The sequence below is a fragment of the Paenibacillus sp. FSL R5-0519 genome (assembly GCF_037974275.1).
In the GTDB taxonomy this organism is placed as follows: domain Bacteria; phylum Bacillota; class Bacilli; order Paenibacillales; family Paenibacillaceae; genus Paenibacillus.
In genome coordinates this window covers 4,407,744-4,427,166 of the sequence record NZ_CP150234.1, presented here as the reverse complement: position 1 = coordinate 4,427,166, position 19,423 = coordinate 4,407,744, and the positions used below count along the sequence as shown (strand labels likewise).

Sequence of the window (19,423 nt, the reverse complement as noted above, 5' to 3'; positions counted from 1 at the left end):
TTAATTTGAACGCCGCGATGAAATCGGGTAAGATGTAGGTACCTTTTTGCCGGAATGTTCATACGGTAGGAAGAAAGCTTTGGAAAACAAATGTTTTGAGAACCAATTCAATGAAGAAGGAAGCGGTGTGTTCGTGCAGCAAGCAATCGCTATATTAGACTCCGGTGTGGGGGGATTGACCGTCGCCAAGGAAGTGATGCGTCAGCTCCCGCGGGAAAAGATCATTTATTTTGGGGATACTGCCCGGACACCGTACGGACCCCGTTCGTCCGAACAAGTAAAACAATTTACGGAACAAATCGTTGATTTCTTGATCCAGTTCGATCCGAAGGTTATCGTTATCGCCTGTAACACAGCAACAGCGGCCGCGTTGGAGTATATCCGTTCCAAGGTGAATATGCCCGTCATTGGTGTTATACATCCGGGTGCGCGGGCAGCAATCACAGCGACACGTACAGGACGTATTGGTGTGATTGGTACCACGGGTACCATAGGTAGTGGGGCTTATACATCGGCACTTAAACAGTTGTCCCCCTATATTGATGTGGTAAGTCAGGCTTGTCCGGCGCTGGTGCCGTTGGTGGAACAAGGTGAATTTCGTTCCGAGCATACGACACATACGGTGGAGCAATCATTAGGCGAGATCAAACAGCAGCCAATAGATTGTCTTATTCTGGGTTGTACGCATTATCCCTTTCTCATGGACACCATTCAGGAAGTTATGGGACAGGAAGTGAAGTTAATCAGTTCGGCAGATGAAACGGCACGTGAAATCAGTACGATTTTATATGATAAACGAAAGCTGGCCAGTGGGGATGAGACTCCGGTGCATCAGTTTTTCTGCACTGGCGACCCTCGCATGTTCCAGAATATCACCCGTCGCTGGTTGGGAGAGCAGATCTCCAAGACTCCTGTTGTCTGGCAGGTTACGCAATTATCATAGTTATACTCAAAATATGCATGAATCAGACTTTTAATTAATGTATTTGTTAATGAATGATCCCGGAACTGTGAAGTTTCGGGATTTTTTGTCATGATTATGCATCAACAGGTGATGAACATGATTCATGTCACATGACGGACAACCCGGCCTGCATACATATGTTACATAGACGAATTTGGTGAGAACCGGACAGGAGACCTGTCTTTTCCTGTGGAAAGGAGAGCAACATGGAACTGCAATGGATTATCGTACAGCGGGGAGATACACTGCCGCGAATTGCGTCAGCATACCATATGACGAGGGAGTTACTTGCTGCACTGAACCCGGAAGCGGCCGCCCAGCCTTACTTGCTGGCAGGTCAGATGCTGCGTGTTGTGCCCGGGACAGGTCGCAGATACGCTGTACCGCCTGGAGAACGTGTCGGGGAGATTGCAGGGAGATTTGGTCTGGAGGAAGAAGCGTTGCGTCAGGCCAATCCCGAAATCACCAATATTACCGACTGGGTTGGTCGCTGTATTCATATTCCGGCTTCGAATGGAAAAACTATTGTAAAGATTCAGGGAGAGTATGGTTATCGAGAATTAATCAAGGATATAGATAAGCTGGCGAAACGATACCCGTTTATCGAAATGGGGTCCATTGGAACAAGTGTCATGGGGAAGTCGCTGCCTTATTTACGAATTGGGCAAGGGCCGAGACATATCCATGTTAACGCTTCTGTTCATGCTAATGAGTGGCTGACATCAGCAGTTCTGATGAAGTTTATCGAAGAGTATGCCGAGGCGTACAGTACACAGGGGACATGGCATCAATACCAGACGGAACGCTGGATGCAAGAGACGACACTCTGGGCAGTGCCAATGGTTAATCCGGACGGGGTCGAATTGGTTCAGGAAGGTGTAGTCAATCACCACCCACATGCACAGCAGTTGTTAGCCTGGAATGCCGGCAGATCAAATTTCACCCATTGGAAGGCCAACATCAGAGGTGTGGATCTGAATGATCAATTTCCCGCCCATTGGGATGAAGAGGCAGCGAGAAGAGGTGTTACTTCACCTGGGCCTAGGGATTATGCAGGGACAGCGCCATTGACCGAACCGGAGGCACAGGCGCTTGCCCAGTGGACGCAGCAACACACATTCGATGCGGTTGTATCCCTGCATAGTCAGGGACAGGAGATCTATTGGAACTACCGTGATCTGGAACCCAGAGAGAGTGCTCCGCTGTCGCGTAGACTCGCCAAAGCTTCGGGTTACAAAGCGGTGAAGCTCGGTGGCAGTGATGCCGGATACAAAGACTGGTTTATTCAAGCTTTTGGTAAGCCGGGCTTCACGGTGGAAGTTGGGTTGGGTGTTAATCCGCTTCCCGTTGAACAGTTTGACGATATCTGTATCGAAGTGGGAATGTTGCTGGCTGAACTGTTATCTAATGGACAGTGAGGCAAGACCCTGAATGATGATGGTGTGAAACTTAACGGTAGATCATTCGTATAACAGGAACGGACGCTATGAGCGACGTTCCGTTTTTATTATTTTTTTTATTGTGGCTTATTATGACATACGTTCTGGATGGTTTTCGAACGGGTAATTATGGATGTGCCGTTTGGCGATATATATTATTATACGGAGGGATTCGCATGAAGTGGAGAAGACTGCTGTCATTCAAACGATGGACACAAGTTTTCAAAAGGCTCCCCCGGCTGCTCCGGGCTCCGCAGATTCCTTTGGGAGAAAAGCTGTTATTTATTATTCCGGCCCTGTTGTACTGGGTGCTTCCTGACGTAATGCCGTTTATGCCCATCGATGATATCGGGGTTACTTTGATTCTGATGAATTGGTTTGTGAGCCGGGCAGAACGTAAATATCCTGTGCTTCAGGAGGGTGCACCTTCTTAATATGCAGCTCATGAATCATTTTAACATTGAATTCGCATCAATGTTATTGCGAAGAGCGGTAACTTTCTTTACAATAGATGCTGTAGTTTAAGAATGCTGAAATTGTTGAAACCTGCAATTACAATATAGGAGATGAAGAGAATGAACTGCAAAATTACGCGTAATGCTGCTAAAGTACTGAAGCTTGAATTGGACAAGCCGGAGAACGAAGGAAAAAAACTGCGCGTTGTCATCACACATGCACATGGTGACCATGCTCACTACGGGCTTGATCTCGACACACCAAAAGAAAATGATACAGTTGTATCTACCGATAAAGAGATTGATGTTATTCTTGCGAATGACCAGCCTCTGTTGAACGGTGTTAAAATCGACTATCTCTACTTCCCTGAAGAGGGATTCGTTATTACGAATCCGTCCCAAGGCAATCACGGCGACCACTAAGGGCGCGAAGAAGGGGAACTCATGGCTAACGATATCCGCGTATGCGAAAAGTGTAATCATGTCAGGCTGAAATCGATTGTGCCCAAGTTGCAAAAAATGGCTCCAGACACGGAGATCAAGATTGGGTGCAAATCCTATTGCGGTCCTTGTGCGAAACGTGCGTTTGTTTTTATCAATGGTCGGTATATCAGTGCGCCGACTGAAGAAGAAGTGCTCGTCAAAGTTGCAAAGTTCGTCAAGTAATAGGATGTGATATAACAAGGTGAGTGAATGAAAAGTTCACACATCAGAAAGGAGGGGCTACCAGCCTCTCCTTTTTTGCGTTTGGGTAGTAGTGAACAAAAGTTGTGTTAGAATACAGTGTCCTTAATCATTTCATAAATTTTGAAGGTATCTTCTCTAATTTCAATAGCAATGACCGTATTATCCTTTTTCAGAAAATGTACATGTCCCATTCGTTCTTCCTCCAATTCGTCCCAGCCTGTATCCGCTAATTTCTGAAAATAATCCAGTGGCGGGTATAGTCCTTGCTCTCCTCCAATATGTTTCAATTCATACATCACGCCTTCTTTAATGTTTCGATTGCCTGAATCAGTTATGATTCTAATGAGCTTCGCATTGCTTGGAACCGGGATATCGGGGTTAATGGATGATTCTGTATATCCTTCTATCTCGTATGCTGCTGGAGCACAGCCTTGTACGCAAATGAGCAGAGGTAACATGCAGAGTGTCAGTACTATTCTCTTCAAATGAATTCCTCCCGATTCAGCATGATTACCTAATAAACGTAGTGGAATCGATTAAAGTTACGATAAAAATACAAAAGAAGAATAAGGAAGGCGTGTGTTATCCATCCTAAAGGGGTAACAGGAACATGATAATCCCAAGGAGGAATACTCATGCCGAAGCGTTATGATTCCAGTTTGCAAGCCGATACCACCGTATCTCAGGCGCAAAATGCGGTGAACAAGCTTCATTATGCTGTATCTCAGGCCCTGTCACACCCGACAGCACAAACCATAGTACAGGCGGAACGTCGTCTGGCACATACGGAGCAGGCAATGCGTCAAGCAGAGCTTTCGCTCGGAGGACAAGGCGTTGAGTTAGCAGAAGAGATGTTCATCGAGGAGAAGAGAAGATTGAATTCAATCCAGAGTCAGCACGGTCAAGGGAATTTATAACGTTCCTGTCACATCAGAACCCGCAGGGCAGCAATGCTTTGCGGGTTTGTTATATCTTTTGCAACGACTCTAGATCCTTGGGTTTACTCCGACAGTATGTTGAATAGTCGCTTAAAATTCTGTGAGAAGGTTAATAGAACGAGAGCAGGCAAAATTCCATACGGGAGGTACAGAATGACAAAACATATTACGGATTGTACGATTCTGAACAACGGAGTAACGATGCCATGGCTAGGATTTGGAACATATAAAGCAAAAGGTAAGGAAGTGCAACAGGCGGTTGAGACCGCTTTAGAAGTTGGATATCGGAGCATTGATACCGCGTCCATCTATGGCGATGAAGAAGAAGTGGGACAAGCTATTGCAAGCAGTGGTGTTGCCCGTAACGAACTGTTTGTGACGACCAAGCTCTGGAACGAGGATCAGGGATTTGATTCAACGTTGAGAGCATTTGAAGCGAGTCAGAAGGCACTTGGACTGAATGTGATTGATCTTTACTTAATTCACTGGCCTGGCAGAGACCAGTATAAGGAGACGTGGAGAGCGTTCGAACGTCTATATAGCGAAGGAAGCATTCGTGCGATTGGTGTGAGTAATTTCCAAGTACATCATTTGAAAGATATCATAGATGAAGGCTGCACGGTGCCAGCAGTGAATCAGGTGGAGTTGCATCCGGGGTTGATCCAGCAGGAACTTCAGGATTTCTGCGGGGCGCAGGGAATTCAGTTGGAGGCTTGGAGTCCGATCATGAAAGGCAAGCTGAATCAAGAGTCCACCCTCAAAGCACTGGCCCAGAAATATGGGAAAACGCCAGCACAGATCATTCTGCGCTGGGACATTCAGAATCAGATTGTGACGATTCCGAAGTCAGTTACCCCGGAACGTATTCGTGAGAATGCGGACATCTTTGACTTTGAATTGACACCCGATGAGTTGAAACAGATTGATGCGCTGGACTCGGATAAGCGGACGGGTCCACATCCGGATCAACTGTTTTGGGATTGAGTAGGTAGTCGCTAATTGAATATAATTGTTTGATGATAAGTTAGTGGAGGTTCCGGTTACGGAATCATTCTTTCGATCGCTGTTGTCTCCAAATTTTTTTGATTCCTCGTTTCAGAGGATAAAATTTGAAGACAAAGGCGAACGCTTCGCTTCTTCAGAATCGATTCCGTCCCCCCACAGTAACTGTTCATCAAACACAAGTATATACAATGAGCTTGAGTGGTGTGTAGCATATAAAAAAAGCAGCAGGATCAGGGGATACTCCCTGATCCTGCTGCTTTTGTGTTATTTATTCGAATCGGATGGTGGAACTGCGCAGCCGTCATCTGTGCAGACGCCGTTGCCGTCTGTTTCTGCTGTGTTGGATTCAACCATGGTGAATGGGGAACGCTCGTCCCATGCTTTCTGAATGGCATCCAGGAACACCTCGTCCGGCTGAGCGCCTGACACGGCGAACTTGCGGTCAAATACGAAGAACGGTACGCCGCGGATGCCCAGTTGCTCGCCTTCCGCTTGGTCAGCACGGACATTGTCGGTGAATTGATCACCGGACAGCACTGCCGTAGCTGCATCTCGATCCAAGCCAACTTCCTCTGCCAACTGAGCCAACACTTCAGGGTCGCCAGAGTGTTTACCTTCAATAAACACAGCTTGGAATATGCGCTCACTCAGTTCAAGCGCTTTGCCTTGTGTATCCGCCCAGTGTGTCAACCGGTGTGCGGAGAAGGAGTTCGTAGGGATCATGGCATCAATATTGTATTCCAGTCCTGCCGTGCGAGCATTGGCATTCATTTGAGCATTCATGCCTTTGGCCTGTTCCACGCTAATGTTATATTTGGATGCCAGATATTCCGTATTGGTTTTGCCTGGGTTCAATGCAGCATTTGGATCAAGCTCGAAGCTTTTGAATTGCAGCTTCACTTCATCACGATGTGGAAACTGTTGCAATACATTCTCCAGGCGGCGTTTGCCGATATAACAGAATGGGCACAGGAAATCTGACCATATCTCAATATTCATGATGTTAAAACCTCCATTATCCTTTTAGTTGAAACTAATATAGTTACAATTATAAAGCCACTTTCTATAATTCGCAAGAAGATTACGATTTATCCCGAAATGCCTTGGTCCAATGATAAGGCTGGATCTCATCCAGTCTCTTGAAGATCAGTTGACCTTCAGGGTCGTATACAGCAGTTTTAACTTCTTCACCCCAATAAAACAATCGTTCCTGACAGACGCCGCAAGGTGTGAGGACCTTGAATTCTGAATGCTCGTCATTACGAGCGATACAGAGGGAGTGGGTGACGCGTTCGTTCAATTTGTGGGCCTCCAGATAAGCTCCTGTTTCCATACACAGATGCGTGGCATCGTTGATGACCTCCGGAGCTACACTAATTAGCAGGGAACCTGCTTCGGTATAGACAGCGCCCGCACCGCCCCATCCCTGAGGATAACGTTGCTTCACAAAGTTGGCAGCTGCATCGAATAATTGCTGTTCAATATGGAGTGGTTCAGTATGTGATGTCATGTAATTAAAATTCCCCTTTTTGCAATCCAATTCACTTCATTTTGTGTATTTGTTTAGCTGAGCTTGTCATTACGATAAGGCTTATTGCGATGTTACTGCTGAACTGTCTTCCTCTCGAAAGCGCTGAATTAAATCGTAGGTAATTACGGTATCAGAGACATGCAATCGCTTGACTGCTTCATCATGAGCGGGACGGCAAGCGTTAATATCTGTTTTGTCACGTGTGGACAGGTCATAACAAGCGCCGTTCTCGTAGATATAATCATCCGATGGAATATAGAATACAGAACCATCCGAGACTGCGCCATTACGCAGCACAACCGTACGTGCAGACCCGTCATATACGTCGTTACCCATATGATAATAGGACTGGTCAGGCACGCCGAGCAGATGCAGCACGGATGGCGTGATGTCCAGTTGTCCCGAAGGTTCGTCGATGGTTCCGGCAGCTGCTCCATCCGGTAAATGCACCAGCAGGGGAACCTCGTTCATGATCTGTGCCATATCCAGGTCGTTCAACGAGCGTCCGAGAAACTGCTCGTATTGCGATTGTTCTTTGATTGAGTTGTCATGGTCCCCGTAAAACATAAAAATGGTATTTTCCCATAGTCCTCGACTTTTCAGATCCTCCACCATCTTGCCCAGTGCCGAATCCACGTAATGTACGGATTGCAGATAATCACCAAACATGGTTCCCTGAAACTCGCCTACATCCAGTTGTTGTTTCTCTTTCGGCAATGCATACGGATGGTGACTGCTGAGTGTAATGAGGAACGAATAGAACGGTTCGGTAACCTCACTGCTCATTTTCTCAACGGATTGACGGAAAAAGGATTCATCAGACAGGGACCAGCCAAGCGGGTCATCCTGTGCAAAATCATTTTTACTATAAAACTTGTCATACTTCATGTTCTGATACATTGTATACCGATTCCAGAAGCCGCTCTCATAAGCGTGAAATACGTTGGTGCTATACCCGTTATCCTTCAGAATGGAAGGGAGGGAGTCATACGTATGGTCTGCATACCGTACAAAGGCTGAACCGACCGGAAGTGGATGTAGGGAAATATTTGCCCCAAAATCGGCATCTGATGTTCTGCCCTGACCGGTCTGGTGGTAAAAGTGACTGTAATACTGACTTTCTTTCATCAGTTCATTAAAATGGGGCGTGATCTCCTGACCGCCAATGCTCTGGCCAATCATGAAGTTCATAAAAGCCTCACCCTGTACAATGATGACGTTGCTGTCTTTATATTTGCCGAACAAAGCATCATTTTGCGGAGCGTTTTGCTGCCTTTCAGTGAAGAACGCCTTCGCCTGTTCAACATCAGCGGGTTCAGCCTCTGGCCCGGAACCGATGTGGTCTTTGGTATAGTTGTAAAGATCATAACCGTGAAAAGCGAGAAGTCCGGTCACATTGTACATGGATACATTCCACCAGTTGTTATCGAACAGGCCCTTGGCCCATGTTTTGCTGTAAAAATAAATCGGGCCAACGGCGAGTCCCAGCCCTAGCACAAGGGCAATGCTGCCAGCAGTGAGTCGGCGGCGCATCTGCCCCTTGCGATCGTTGAACGAATAACTTCCAAAACCTTGAACCGATGCACTGGAGTGCTTTGAACGGTAATGTCTGCTGAAAAGAACAATCGCTGCGAAAGGTATGACGACAAGCCAATCGGCAAAAAACCAGAAATCACTTGGGAAGATCAATGTAGCGATGCTGTCCCCCAATGCGTCAACCTGTCTGGCTTGCAACAATACCGGGATGGTCAAGAAATCCTGGAAATAGCGATAATACACCATATCGGCGTAGATGAGTGCGGTAAGCAGCAGGTTAAGCACGACCAAAGATACGATCATGCCTCTGCGAGGCAGCCACCAGGTCCAGAAGGACAGGAGGAGCAATGATCCAATGGCAATAACTTTATCCAGCAGTCCCATCGTAATGTTATAGGCGTGCAGATTGTGATGAAGCCACATGAGTTTGAGCAGCATGAACACAAGAAAAATAAGATATAACGTTAGTGGATGATTCAGAAGCCCGCGTGGCATGGAGCTGCGCGTAGGCCGAGTGACAACCATAATCTATGTCCCCTTTGTTTTTGTTGTTTTGTAATCGGAATGTAAAATAGGGCTCCATCCATTATAGCGTGACCTCATGGGTTTTCAACTACGCCTCTGGTAGAATCCATTCCTGGTCGATTAAAGGTGGATGAAGGAGAATTCAGATGACCAGGAAAGCGCACAAAAAAGCGCCCCGGCCATGAGTGGCTAGAGCACTTTATAGTTGGAACAATTATGAAGATTGTGGTGTTTTATTTCTTGGAGGTAGTGGGCCCAAGTACTGATAGTACTGGGTTTCGATTCGTCCGTTGAACAACTTGCGACGCTTGTCTGCCTTATGACCGAAATATTCTTCAAAGGCTTTGGTTGACGTAATTGCAAAGAAGGACCATGTTGGCATGTCGAGATAACTGCGCCCTAAAGAGCGGAGTAACTTCTGAACTTCTTTTTCTTCACTTAAACGTTCACCATATGGAGGGTTGGTGATGATAACACCATATTCGCCTTGTGGTCTTGCGCGATGAGCGGGCAGAACACTGACTTCAATGTCTTTGGCGAAACCTGCGCTTTTGATAGCAGCCTGAGCTACTTCAATCGCTTCCGGATCGATGTCACTACCTGAAATCTGTAACGGGACATCGTCTCGCACAGCATCGAATGCTTCTTCGCGCGCCTGTTCCCACAATTCTTCAGGAATGACAGCCCAGTCCTCAGAGTTGAAGGTCCGACGGAGTCCTGGTGCAATGTTCCAGCCAATCATGGCGGCTTCGATCAGCATTGTGCCTGATCCGCAGCATGGATCATAGAAGGGACGGGATACATTCCAGCGACTGAGCTGAATCAGAGCTGCTGCAAGTGTTTCTTTGAGTGGCGCTTCGGTGACGAGTTTACGATAACCCCGTTTGTGCAAGCCTGGTCCGGTCGTATCCAATGTAAGCAAGGCGCGATCATTCAGCAAAATAACTTCAATCACATAACGAGACCCATCTTCGGGGAACCACTCTGTATCATAGGTCAACTTCAGTTTCTCTACGATTGCTTTCTTCACAATCCCTTGTGATGCAGGCACACTGCTAAGTTGGGATTTTTGAGAGCGACCTTCTACAGGGAATTCGCCGTCGGCTGGAATCCACTCTTCCCAAGGGAGTGCTTTGGTGCCTTCAAACAATTCGTCAAATGTCGTGGCAGGGAATTCACCCATTTTCACCAATACGCGGTCCGAACTTCTCAGCCACAGATTACAACGGCAAATATCAATATAATCTCCTGTGAAGAAAACCCGGCCGTTGTCGATCGTAACATCTTCATACCCCAGTTGCTTCAGTTCCCGGGCGACAACGGCCTCGAGTCCCATCGCCGAGGTTGCAATCAATTGCAATTGAGCCATGTGATTCATTTCAACTCCATTTCAAGCTGGAGAAGGAACTTCCTTCTCTCTGCTGTATAGTGACGGTACGGCCTTGCCGCTTTCCGTGAAAAAACTTACAATGAGAAATGCGGTGAACGTATGCATTCCTCTTTCGAGGTCATGTGTCAGTCAACCGCCTGTGTTGATAACAAACATTTATTATAGAACATTGGCATCCATATGGAAAGCAGTCCAAGTGTCCAAGGAGGATTTAGTGGTGAATCTGACCCCTGATGAATATGTGAATCAATTATTTCAAGAAGACGAACTTTTACTGAAAGTGAAAGAGGCCATCCGTTCGAACGGCATGCCCGAAGTTTCCGTTGCTGCGGCGTATGGACGTCTGCTCACGTTTCTAGCCAAGACATCCAAAGCGGAAGCTGCGCTCGAAATCGGTGTGCTGGGCGGTTACAGCGGGATCTGCATTGCACGCGGATTGCGTGAGAGTGGAACCCTGACTTCGCTGGAACTGAAAGAGGATTATGCGGCAATGGCGCGTGGTCATCTGGAAGAAGGCGGTTTTGGCGAAAAGGTGGAATATCGCATTGGCCCGGCGGCAGACAGCCTGGAGCAATTGGAGCAGGAAGGTCGCACATTCGATTTCTTCTTTATTGACGCAGATAAAGAGAATTATCCGGTATATCTTGATTATGCCATTAAGCTGGCCCGGCCAGGTGCTGTCATTGTAGGTGATAATTGTTTCCTGCGTGGTCGTACGCTGAATCCGGACAAGCAGGGTCCAGCAGTGCTTGCTGTTCGTCGCTTCAATGAACAGATGGCAAGTGATCCGCGTCTGGTGACGACGATGTTGCCCGATTACGATGGGCTGGTACTTGCTTGGGTGAAGTAAAGTGGATATTTCCTAAAGATAAAACTCCGATGGAACACGATCTCACGCTTGTATGTTGTGAGGGGGATCGTGATCGGAGTTTTTTAGCCGTTTTTAATATTGGCCGTGTATATTCTGCTCATTGCAATTCTGGTTTTCTTGATTTTTTTTGAGTATACACAAAGAAGAGACGACACACCTTGAATCACAGGGAGTATCGTCTCTTTCTTTGTATTTACAGATATTGTTGTAGTAATTCTTTCTTATACTTCAGGTGTTCCGTACGTTTCGAACCATTTTTTGATGGTGTCAAAATCATCACTGAAGGACAAGCCCAGCATCAATAATACACGAGCTTGTTGTGGACTCAGGTTGTCGCCTGCAATAATGCCTTTGCCGCCGCCGTATACACTTCCCGAACCCGTCCGAGTGGTGGTCACGAAAATGACACCTTCTTCGATGGCTTTGGTACGCGCTTGTCCCATCGCTCTGGAGATGCCCCCGGCTCCGGTACCGGAAGTCACGATTCCTTTGGCGCCGCTATTCACGAAACCTTCGATCGCTCCGCCTCCAGCTTCTTGATACGAGATCGCAATTTCAACCTTGGCGAGATCTGCCTTTGTGATTTTACTTAGATCAAATACGGGCTTCGCTGTGCCTTCAGGTTTCAACGCACGTGCAGGAGCACGGTAGATTCGAATGTTTTCTTCATCAATATATCCTACAGCGCCGAGCATTGGGGTTTCAAACGTATCTGTCCGATAATCATTGGTCTTGGTTACACCACGAGCAAGCTGGATTGTGTCATTCAACATGAGTACAGTGCCGAATGAAGTGGTACGACCACTGCCTGCAAGCTTGATGGCGTTGTACAGATTGGCTTGAGCGTCAGAACCGATGACAGTCCATGGACGCATGGAGCCTGTGATCACGACCGGTTTGTCACTCTGAACCGTCATATCAAGGAAATAGGCGATTTCCTCCATGGTGTCTGTACCTGTAGTAACGACAACACTGTCATACATTGCAAGAGCTTTATCTACTGTCTGCGACAAGTCATAGAGGTCGGCCATACTATAGGAACCCGAACCTGAGTTTCCAAATTGGAGTGTGCTAACATCAGCAATCTTCTGTTTATCCGGTAAGGCGTCTACCATCTCTCCAATGGGAAGTGTACCTGCCTTGTAATTCTGGAAGCTGGTGGCATCTTCGGATTGTCCGGCAATCGTTCCGCCCGTTCCGATTACCAGTACATTAGGAAGTGCAGATTGTTTGGAAGAGTCCGGTATTGCAGGGATGGATGTATTGCGAGCCGGCGTAGTGGTTGCTGTTTGAACAGCGCCTGTTGTGCCTTTCACCTCTACCGTAGCTGCGTGTGCAGCGTAGGTACCAATGGGTGACAACGAGATGGTTAGTGCTGTTAAAGCTGCGGTGCTCCATACGGCCCAGGGACGAAGATTGGATGTTTTACTCATGAATAGCACTCTCCTTCAAGTAAGTGTGATGTTAAGTTTGTTAAGAAGAATATGTATACCATTTCAAATCGATTGTATTTCATGTTAAGTAATATGACAATCATAGATACAGGCAGAGTAATCGGTTACATTCATAGATAATGAGAGTAAAATGATTGTTTATAAGCAATTATGAAAGATTATTCATTTTGGTTGAGAGAGGAAATAGCCGAGTTTAGTAGTTTTGAAGAAGTTAAACCCCTTTTTATGTTAATTAACATTACATAATGAGTCTTTTGTCCTGATAAAACGGAATATTGCGATAAAAGAATGTCGAATCGGGACGTATATCAGCAGTGGGTAACAGAAGGAGAGGGTGATAGCAGCACATATTAGGTAATGGGGCTCAATTACGGTCTAAAGATTGGTTTCGTTATAGAGTTATGTTTATAATAGGGATGATCAGCATATGTAAATAAATATATAATATTGATTGGAGGAGAAACGATGAAACAGGCACCGAGAAAGTATGCGAATTACATTCCGATTCGGGAACTGGAGACTTTGGAAGAGAGGTTATCTCCCTTCAAGGTGTATGCAGAACTTCGTGATAACACTCCAGTCCGATATGATGAGCATCGAGAATGTTGGGATGTTTTTGGTTATGAAGATGTGAAGTACGTATTGAAAAACCCGAAACTGTTCTCTTCTGCACGTGATCGTGCCAATACGAGCATGTTGACGACAGACCCTCCCAAACACAAACAGCTGCGTGATCTGGTGAACCAGGCGTTTACACCCAAGGCGATTGAAGCGTTGGCTCCGCGTATTCAGGAAATCACGAATGAGTTAATTGCACCGCACCTGTCAGAAGGATACATGGAACTTATTGATGACCTTGCAACACCATTACCCGTCATTGTGATTGCAGAATTAATCGGAGTCCCTGCGGCGGATCGTCAAAAGTTCAAAGACTGGTCTGATGTATTGGTGAAAGGTGCACGTGATGATAGTGAAGAGGCCTTTCAGGAGTTACTGGAGGAGAAGAAAAGAAATATGCAGGAGCTGCATATCTATTTTACTGGCATTATGGAAGAGCGTCGGTTGCAGCCAGAGGATGATCTGATCTCGTTATTGCTGGCTGCGGAGATTGAGGGTCAGAAGTTGACTGCAGATGAGGTGGTGGGCTTCTGCATCCTCTTGCTTGCGGCCGGTAATGAAACAACCACCAACCTGATTACCAATGCGGTACGTATCCTATCTGAACAACCTGAGCTACAGCAGGAATTGCGCCAACATCCTGAACGGATTACTTCTGCGATAGAAGAGACGCTGCGATATTATCCGCCAATTGTCGCGATTGGGCGGGTCGCCAAGGAAACTGTAGAGTTGAATGGTCAGACGATTCAAGCTGGAGAGCAGGTGATTTCCTGGGTTGGAGCTGCTAATCGGGACAGTGCCCAATTTGAACACCCGGAAGATTTCATCTCTGATCGCAAGCCGAACAGACATATGGGATTTGGTTTTGGCATTCATTTTTGTCTGGGTGCACCACTCGCTCGTTTGGAGGCAAAGGTCGTTCTTCATACATTGCTTCAGCACATGGAGCATATTCAGCTTGTGCCAGGAACAGCCCTGGAACCGATACAAAGTGCCTTTGTTTTTGGTGTGAAGCACTATCCAATACACTTCAATTGAATTAATAAATAGATAAAGAATGGCACATGAATGACAAAAGCCGCTCTCAGGCCAATTAGGCGCTGGAAGCGGCTTTTTCAATGGAACAGTAAGATGAACTAGTTAAGAAATAGATGGGTAATCAGGATTTCTGAATAGAAGCAGGTTTGTTATACAATTTGAATCTGACCCAAACCATATTAAGCAGCAGCAGTCCGCCGGAGACGATAAACAGACCTTCGATTCCGATGAATCCTGCCATGAAACCTCCAATGATCGCTCCAAGCATGTTGCCTAACGCAAGGGTGCTCGTATTAAAACTGAATGCACGGCTAATCATGCTATCTGCTGTATAGGAACGGATCAAGGCATTGACGCTCGGAAGCAGGCCACCCATGAACACACCCATCATAAATCGGACAAGAATGAGCTGCCACACGGTCTGAACAAATGCCTGCGGAATAAGCATGAGTCCTGTTCCGATGAGGGAGAACGTCAGCACCTTGTGAGGACCTATCCGGTCACTCAGCTTCCCGAGAACAGGAGACATGGCCATATTGGATAGTCCCGTAACTGCACCGACAAGTCCCGCCCAGAAGGCCACATTTACATCCGAAGCATGCAATTTTTGCACATACAGCGGCAAGAGTGACATGGGGCTAATCATCGCAAACTGCAGCAGGAACGTCACAGCAAACAGTGCCGGAAGTTGAGGTGACTTGTTTAATTCCTTCAGACCGGACAATACGGATTGTGCCGGCAGTTTGGCTGCTTCTTGACGGTCGAATTTCTCTCTCACCAGGAACATGGCGAGCATGGAAGCAACAAAGATTAGTCCACCTGTAATGTAGAAAATAGGCCGGAAGCCTACTGCATCAGCCAGCAAGCCGCCAATGAGTGGACCCAGGATTGTACCGGCAACTTGCCCGGACTGACTGATTCCCATGGCGAAACCCATGCGGTCTTTCGGAGTGGTACCCGATATCAGCGCAACAGCTGCTGGGTTAAAACCGGAGATTGTACCGTTAAGCAAACGCAATAAGAGAAGCTGCCAGGGGTTCTGTGCCAGACCCATAAGGGCAATTACGATGGCCATCCCGAATCCCGAACGAAGCAGCATAACTTTACGACCATACTTGTCCGACAACTTGCCCCACAGCGGTTGAAACAAAAATGAGGTGAGGAAATTGGCTGCAAAAATAAATCCCGCCCAAATGCCAATTTCATGTTCGCCAACAACGCCAAGATCTCTCGCGAGATACAGGGACAAAAATGGGGTAATCATGGTCATGCCCGAATTGACCAAAAATTGTCCGAACCAAAGCACAATGAGGTTTACTTTCCACGTTTTCAAAGTGCTTTCACTTCCTTTCAAAGATATTTCTGTAATTCTCTAAAAAAATCGATTCTTTCATTATAACACAATTGGCATATGGGGGATGAGTGTAAGGAATGTCATAGTATTGTCACGTAGAACGCATCCGCATGTGGTTGTTACAGCTGTTTAAAAAGGGCATAATGGTAATTATGAGTCCAAAAACTATTGGAGGCTTCTTACATGAGCTATAATGATCGACTGATTCGGGCAAGTTTCAAACAACAGGTAGACCGCGTCCCGGTATGGTACATGCGTCAAGCCGGACGTTACGATCCTGAATATCGCAAGATTAAAGAAAAGTACTCCTTGTTAGAAATCTGCAAACAACCCGATCTGGCGGCTGAAGTTACACTCATGCCGGTACGCAAACTGGGTGTAGATGCGGCTATTTTGTATTCCGATATTATGAATCCGGTTGCCTCATTGGGCATTGATTTTGACATTGTTAAAAATATTGGACCGGTAATCGATAATCCTATTCGTTCAGCGGCAGATGTGGATCGACTGCGCCCCATCGACGTAGAAGGAGATCTGTCACATATTCTGGAGACTATTCGAATTCTGGATAAGGAGCTTGACGTACCTCTGATTACGTTTGCGGGCGCACCTTTCACGATTGCGAGTTATCTGATCGAAGGCCGACCTTCGAAAGGTTATATTCGTACCAAAACGATGATGTACAGCGAGCCTGAGGTGTGGCATAAGCTGATGCAGAAGCTTGGTGATATGGTTATTACATATGTCCGTGCGCATATTGCGAATGGCGGCAAGGCATTCCAGTTGTTTGACAGTTGGGTTGGAGCACTTTCTCCCAAAGACTTCAGAACATATGTGTTGCCTACGATTACCCGTATCTTTACCGAATTATCGGATTTGAATGTACCGAAAATTTATTTCCCTGGTGTCGCTTCGGGCGAATTGTTGCCAGCGCTGCATAATCTGCAAGCCAATGTAATTGGATTGGACTGGAGAGTATCGATTTCGGAAGGGCGTAAACGACTTGGCGGCAAATTTGCCGTACAAGGCAATCTGGACCCTTATTTGCTGACTGCACCGATGGAATTGATTAAGGAACAAGCCAAATTGATTATCGACGAAGGGATCAAGGAGCCGGGGTATATTTTCAATCTGGGGCACGGACTATTTCCTGAAGCCTCCCTTGATAAGCTCAGAGAATTAACGGCTTATATTCATGAGTATTCTGCCGAAGCATTAAAGACAGGGGTGACGATTACTAATGACTAATACTGTAGGTGTACTGGTGATGTCGTATGGCACACCAGAAAATATGGAAAGTGTTAAAGCGTATTACACACATATCCGCAGAGGACGTCCGCCTGAACCGGAGCAACTGAAGGAATTGACGGATCGATATGAAGCCATTGTTGGCGGTGTATTCCCGCTTCGGGAGAACACGGACAATCAGGTCAAGGCTCTTCAGGAGACTTTAAACCGCGATGAGCGTGGCGCTGATGTGGAATTCCGTTGTTATCAAGGACTGAAGCATGCCTATCCGTTTATTGAGGACGGCGTGGAACAGATGGCGAAGGATGGAATTCAGACTGCAATTGGGATTGTACTGGCTCCTCATTTCTCCACAATGAGTGTGGGCAGTTATATCAAACGTGCGCGTGAAAAGGCAGAAGAGCTGGGCGTCCATATGTCCTTTATTGAGAGTTATCATCTGCATCCGAAATTAATTCAGGCGCTGTCCACGCGTGTAAGTGCCAAGTTGGATGCGTTTGAGGAAGCTGGAGCAAAACGCGGGGACGTGAAGGTATTGTTCAGTGCTCACAGCCTGCCGGCACGTATTGTGGAGATGGGGGATCCGTACCCGCAACAACTGCTGGAAACTTCGGAAGTGATTGCCTCACGTGTAGGAATAACCAATTGGCAATTTACGTGGCAAAGTGCCGGACGAACAGCTGAGCCTTGGCTCGGACCGGACATTCTGGATACGTTACAGGAACTTTCGCGTGAACAGGTAGAGGATGTACTTGTGGCACCAATCGGGTTCGTCTCGGATCATCTCGAAGTACTCTATGATCTCGATATTGAGGCCAAATCGATTGCCAAAGAAATCGATATGCGCCTGATGCGTATTGATTCTCTTAATAGCGATCCTCTATACATGGAGACGTTAAGCGACGTTATTATAAGCCAATGGCAGCAAGGGTCGGATGAGTAATGGGTGATAAGAAACGCCGTGTTGTTGTCGTCGGCGGTGGCCTCACCGGCCTCAGCGCGGCATTTTATATCCGCAAGCATTACCGGGAAGCGGGCGTTGAACCTGTGATTACTCTGGTCGAGAAAAGCTCGTCCATGGGGGGCATGATTGAGACACTGCACCGGGATGGATTTGTGATTGAAAAAGGGCCGGATTCCTTCCTCGCTCGCAAAACAGCAATGATTGATTTGGCTAAAGAATTGGAGATTGATCATGAGCTGGTCAGTCAGAATCCGGAGTCGAAGAAAACGTATATCATGCAGCGTGGCAAGCTTCATCCTATGCCAGCAGGACTTGTTCTCGGTATTCCTACAGAATTAAGACCGTTCCTGAGAAGTGGGCTTGTCTCTCCGGCAGGCAAACTGCGGGCGTTGATGGATTTTGTCATCCCGCCTCGTCGTACAACAGAGGATGAATCGCTCGGTTATATGATTGAACGCCGTCTTGGAGCTGAAGTGCTGGAGAACTTGACCGAACCACTGCTCGCGGGAATCTATGCAGGTGATATGCGGAGATTAAGCCTTCAGGCTACCTTCCCGCAGTTCGGCGAAGTAGAGCGCGATTACGGCAGCTTGATCCGGGGCATGATGACAGGTCGCAAACCGGCTGAGACACATACCGGAACCAAAAGGAGCGCTTTTCTGAACTTTCGTCAGGGACTGCAGAGCCTCGTTCATGCACTTGTCCATGAGTTGCAGGATGTGGATCAACGTCTGAACACCGCTGTGAAGTCACTGCAACGTCTTGATGGAACGCAGACCAGATACCATGTTGAGCTGGAAAATGGTGAAATGCTTGAAGCTGATGATGTAGTGGTTACTGTGCCGACATATGTCGCGTCAGATCTGTTGAAGCCTCACGTGGACACAGCGGCACTGGATGCGATTAACTATGTATCTGTGGCCAATGTAGTGCTCGCTTTTGAGAAAAAAGAGGTGGAGCATGTATTCGACGGATCGGGTTTCCTTGTTCCGCGGAAAGAGGGTCGGAACATTACGGCTTGCACGTGGACATCGACGAAATGGCTGCATACCAGCCCGGACGATAAAGTACTGCTCCGCTGTTATGTCGGTCGCTCGGGTGACGAACAGAACGTAGAGCTTCCAGACGAAGCGTTGACGGATCTGGTTCTCAAAGATTTGAGAGAGACGATGGGTATCGAAGCGGTGCCGATCTTCTCAGAAATTACAAGACTTCGTAAATCCATGCCTCAGTATCCGGTGGGACACCTCCAACAGATTGCCTCCCTGCGTGAGGAACTTGGCAGCAAGTTACCGGGTGTGTACATTGCAGGTGCAGGTTATGAGGGCGTAGGCTTGCCGGATTGCATCAAACAAGCGAAGGAAATGTCTATTTTGGCAACACAGGCGCTTGTAGCAGATTAAGTA

General features: G+C 47.0%; 19 protein-coding genes. 12 read left to right on the top strand and 7 right to left on the bottom strand.

The window, feature by feature from the left end; genetic code table 11:
* The first annotated feature begins 133 nt into the window (after window positions 1-133).
* From racE to MKY73_RS19810, 5 genes are all read left to right on the top strand, one after another.
* On the top strand, window positions 134-943 hold the full coding sequence (gene racE / locus MKY73_RS19830) for a glutamate racemase (protein WP_026081161.1): 810 nt from the start codon (window positions 134-136) through the stop codon (window positions 941-943).
* Window positions 944-1,176: 233 nt separating this feature from the next.
* Window positions 1,177-2,382 carry a M14 family metallopeptidase gene (locus MKY73_RS19825; RefSeq protein ID WP_339308670.1) on the top strand — a complete coding sequence of 402 codons (1,206 nt, stop codon included), beginning with the start codon at window positions 1,177-1,179 and terminating at the stop codon, window positions 2,380-2,382.
* 197 nt (window positions 2,383-2,579) lie between these two features.
* The gene (locus MKY73_RS19820; protein ID WP_017689423.1) at window positions 2,580-2,837 is read left to right on the top strand and encodes a hypothetical protein; all 258 of its coding nucleotides are present in this window, start codon (window positions 2,580-2,582) and stop codon (window positions 2,835-2,837) included.
* A 141-nt stretch (window positions 2,838-2,978) separates the two neighbouring features.
* Entirely contained in the window at window positions 2,979-3,281 is a 303-nt protein-coding gene (locus MKY73_RS19815) for a heme biosynthesis protein HemY (RefSeq protein WP_036670085.1), read from the top strand.
* A gap of 21 nt (window positions 3,282-3,302) precedes the next feature.
* On the top strand, window positions 3,303-3,524 hold the full coding sequence (locus MKY73_RS19810; protein WP_091032287.1) for a DUF1450 domain-containing protein: 222 nt from the start codon (window positions 3,303-3,305) through the stop codon (window positions 3,522-3,524).
* Between the two features lie 107 nt (window positions 3,525-3,631).
* Here the strand turns inward: MKY73_RS19810 and MKY73_RS19805 are convergent, their stop codons facing one another.
* Entirely contained in the window at window positions 3,632-4,030 is a 399-nt protein-coding gene (locus tag MKY73_RS19805; RefSeq protein ID WP_339303144.1) for a hypothetical protein, read from the bottom strand.
* A 150-nt stretch (window positions 4,031-4,180) separates the two neighbouring features.
* Between MKY73_RS19805 and MKY73_RS19800 the strand changes: the two genes are divergently transcribed.
* Both MKY73_RS19800 and MKY73_RS19795 read left to right on the top strand, forming a co-directional pair.
* Window positions 4,181-4,462, top strand: coding sequence for a hypothetical protein (locus tag MKY73_RS19800; RefSeq protein ID WP_091017568.1), 282 nt, complete (start codon window positions 4,181-4,183; stop codon window positions 4,460-4,462).
* A gap of 174 nt (window positions 4,463-4,636) precedes the next feature.
* Window positions 4,637-5,467: an aldo/keto reductase gene (locus MKY73_RS19795; RefSeq protein ID WP_339303143.1), complete on the top strand. Its 831-nt coding sequence runs from the start codon at window positions 4,637-4,639 to the stop codon at window positions 5,465-5,467.
* 285 nt (window positions 5,468-5,752) lie between these two features.
* On the opposite strand, the gene MKY73_RS19790 is transcribed toward MKY73_RS19795, so the two are convergent.
* The 4 genes from MKY73_RS19790 to MKY73_RS19775 form a co-directional block, all read right to left on the bottom strand.
* Window positions 5,753-6,487 (bottom strand): DsbA family oxidoreductase, encoded by a 735-nt coding sequence (locus MKY73_RS19790; RefSeq protein WP_339303142.1) that lies wholly within the window; start codon window positions 6,485-6,487, stop codon window positions 5,753-5,755.
* A gap of 82 nt (window positions 6,488-6,569) precedes the next feature.
* Window positions 6,570-6,998, bottom strand: coding sequence for a cytidine deaminase (locus tag MKY73_RS19785; RefSeq protein ID WP_339303140.1), 429 nt, complete (start codon window positions 6,996-6,998; stop codon window positions 6,570-6,572).
* A gap of 81 nt (window positions 6,999-7,079) precedes the next feature.
* Window positions 7,080-9,080 carry an LTA synthase family protein gene (locus MKY73_RS19780; RefSeq protein WP_339303139.1) on the bottom strand — a complete coding sequence of 667 codons (2,001 nt, stop codon included), beginning with the start codon at window positions 9,078-9,080 and terminating at the stop codon, window positions 7,080-7,082.
* 214 nt (window positions 9,081-9,294) lie between these two features.
* On the bottom strand, window positions 9,295-10,449 hold the full coding sequence (locus MKY73_RS19775) for a class I SAM-dependent RNA methyltransferase (protein ID WP_310336624.1): 1,155 nt from the start codon (window positions 10,447-10,449) through the stop codon (window positions 9,295-9,297).
* Window positions 10,450-10,687: 238 nt separating this feature from the next.
* Here MKY73_RS19775 and MKY73_RS19770 point away from each other — a divergent pair, with 238 nt between their 5' ends.
* Window positions 10,688-11,320, top strand: a complete 633-nt coding sequence (locus tag MKY73_RS19770) for an O-methyltransferase (RefSeq protein ID WP_339303138.1) — start codon at window positions 10,688-10,690, stop codon at window positions 11,318-11,320.
* A gap of 242 nt (window positions 11,321-11,562) precedes the next feature.
* Here MKY73_RS19770 and MKY73_RS19765 read toward each other — a convergent pair whose 3' ends face one another.
* The gene (locus MKY73_RS19765) at window positions 11,563-12,774 is read right to left on the bottom strand and encodes an asparaginase (protein WP_339241122.1); all 1,212 of its coding nucleotides are present in this window, start codon (window positions 12,772-12,774) and stop codon (window positions 11,563-11,565) included.
* A 486-nt stretch (window positions 12,775-13,260) separates the two neighbouring features.
* Between MKY73_RS19765 and MKY73_RS19760 the strand changes: the two genes are divergently transcribed.
* On the top strand, window positions 13,261-14,451 hold the full coding sequence (locus MKY73_RS19760; RefSeq protein ID WP_339303137.1) for a cytochrome P450: 1,191 nt from the start codon (window positions 13,261-13,263) through the stop codon (window positions 14,449-14,451).
* Window positions 14,452-14,572: 121 nt separating this feature from the next.
* Here the strand turns inward: MKY73_RS19760 and MKY73_RS19755 are convergent, their stop codons facing one another.
* Entirely contained in the window at window positions 14,573-15,784 is a 1,212-nt protein-coding gene (locus MKY73_RS19755; protein ID WP_339260246.1) for an MFS transporter, read from the bottom strand.
* 204 nt (window positions 15,785-15,988) lie between these two features.
* Between MKY73_RS19755 and hemE the strand changes: the two genes are divergently transcribed.
* From hemE to hemY, 3 genes are read left to right on the top strand one after another with little or no spacing between them, the layout of a single operon-like run.
* Window positions 15,989-17,053: a uroporphyrinogen decarboxylase gene (gene hemE, locus MKY73_RS19750; RefSeq protein WP_339303136.1), complete on the top strand. Its 1,065-nt coding sequence runs from the start codon at window positions 15,989-15,991 to the stop codon at window positions 17,051-17,053.
* Window positions 17,046-17,996: a ferrochelatase gene (gene hemH / locus MKY73_RS19745; RefSeq protein WP_339303134.1), complete on the top strand. Its 951-nt coding sequence runs from the start codon at window positions 17,046-17,048 to the stop codon at window positions 17,994-17,996. The genes hemE and hemH overlap by 8 nt, the downstream gene beginning before the upstream one ends.
* Window positions 17,996-19,420, top strand: coding sequence for a protoporphyrinogen oxidase (gene hemY / locus MKY73_RS19740; protein WP_339303133.1), 1,425 nt, complete (start codon window positions 17,996-17,998; stop codon window positions 19,418-19,420). Before hemH ends, hemY begins: the two co-directional genes overlap by 1 nt.
* Window positions 19,421-19,423: the final 3 nt, after the last annotated feature.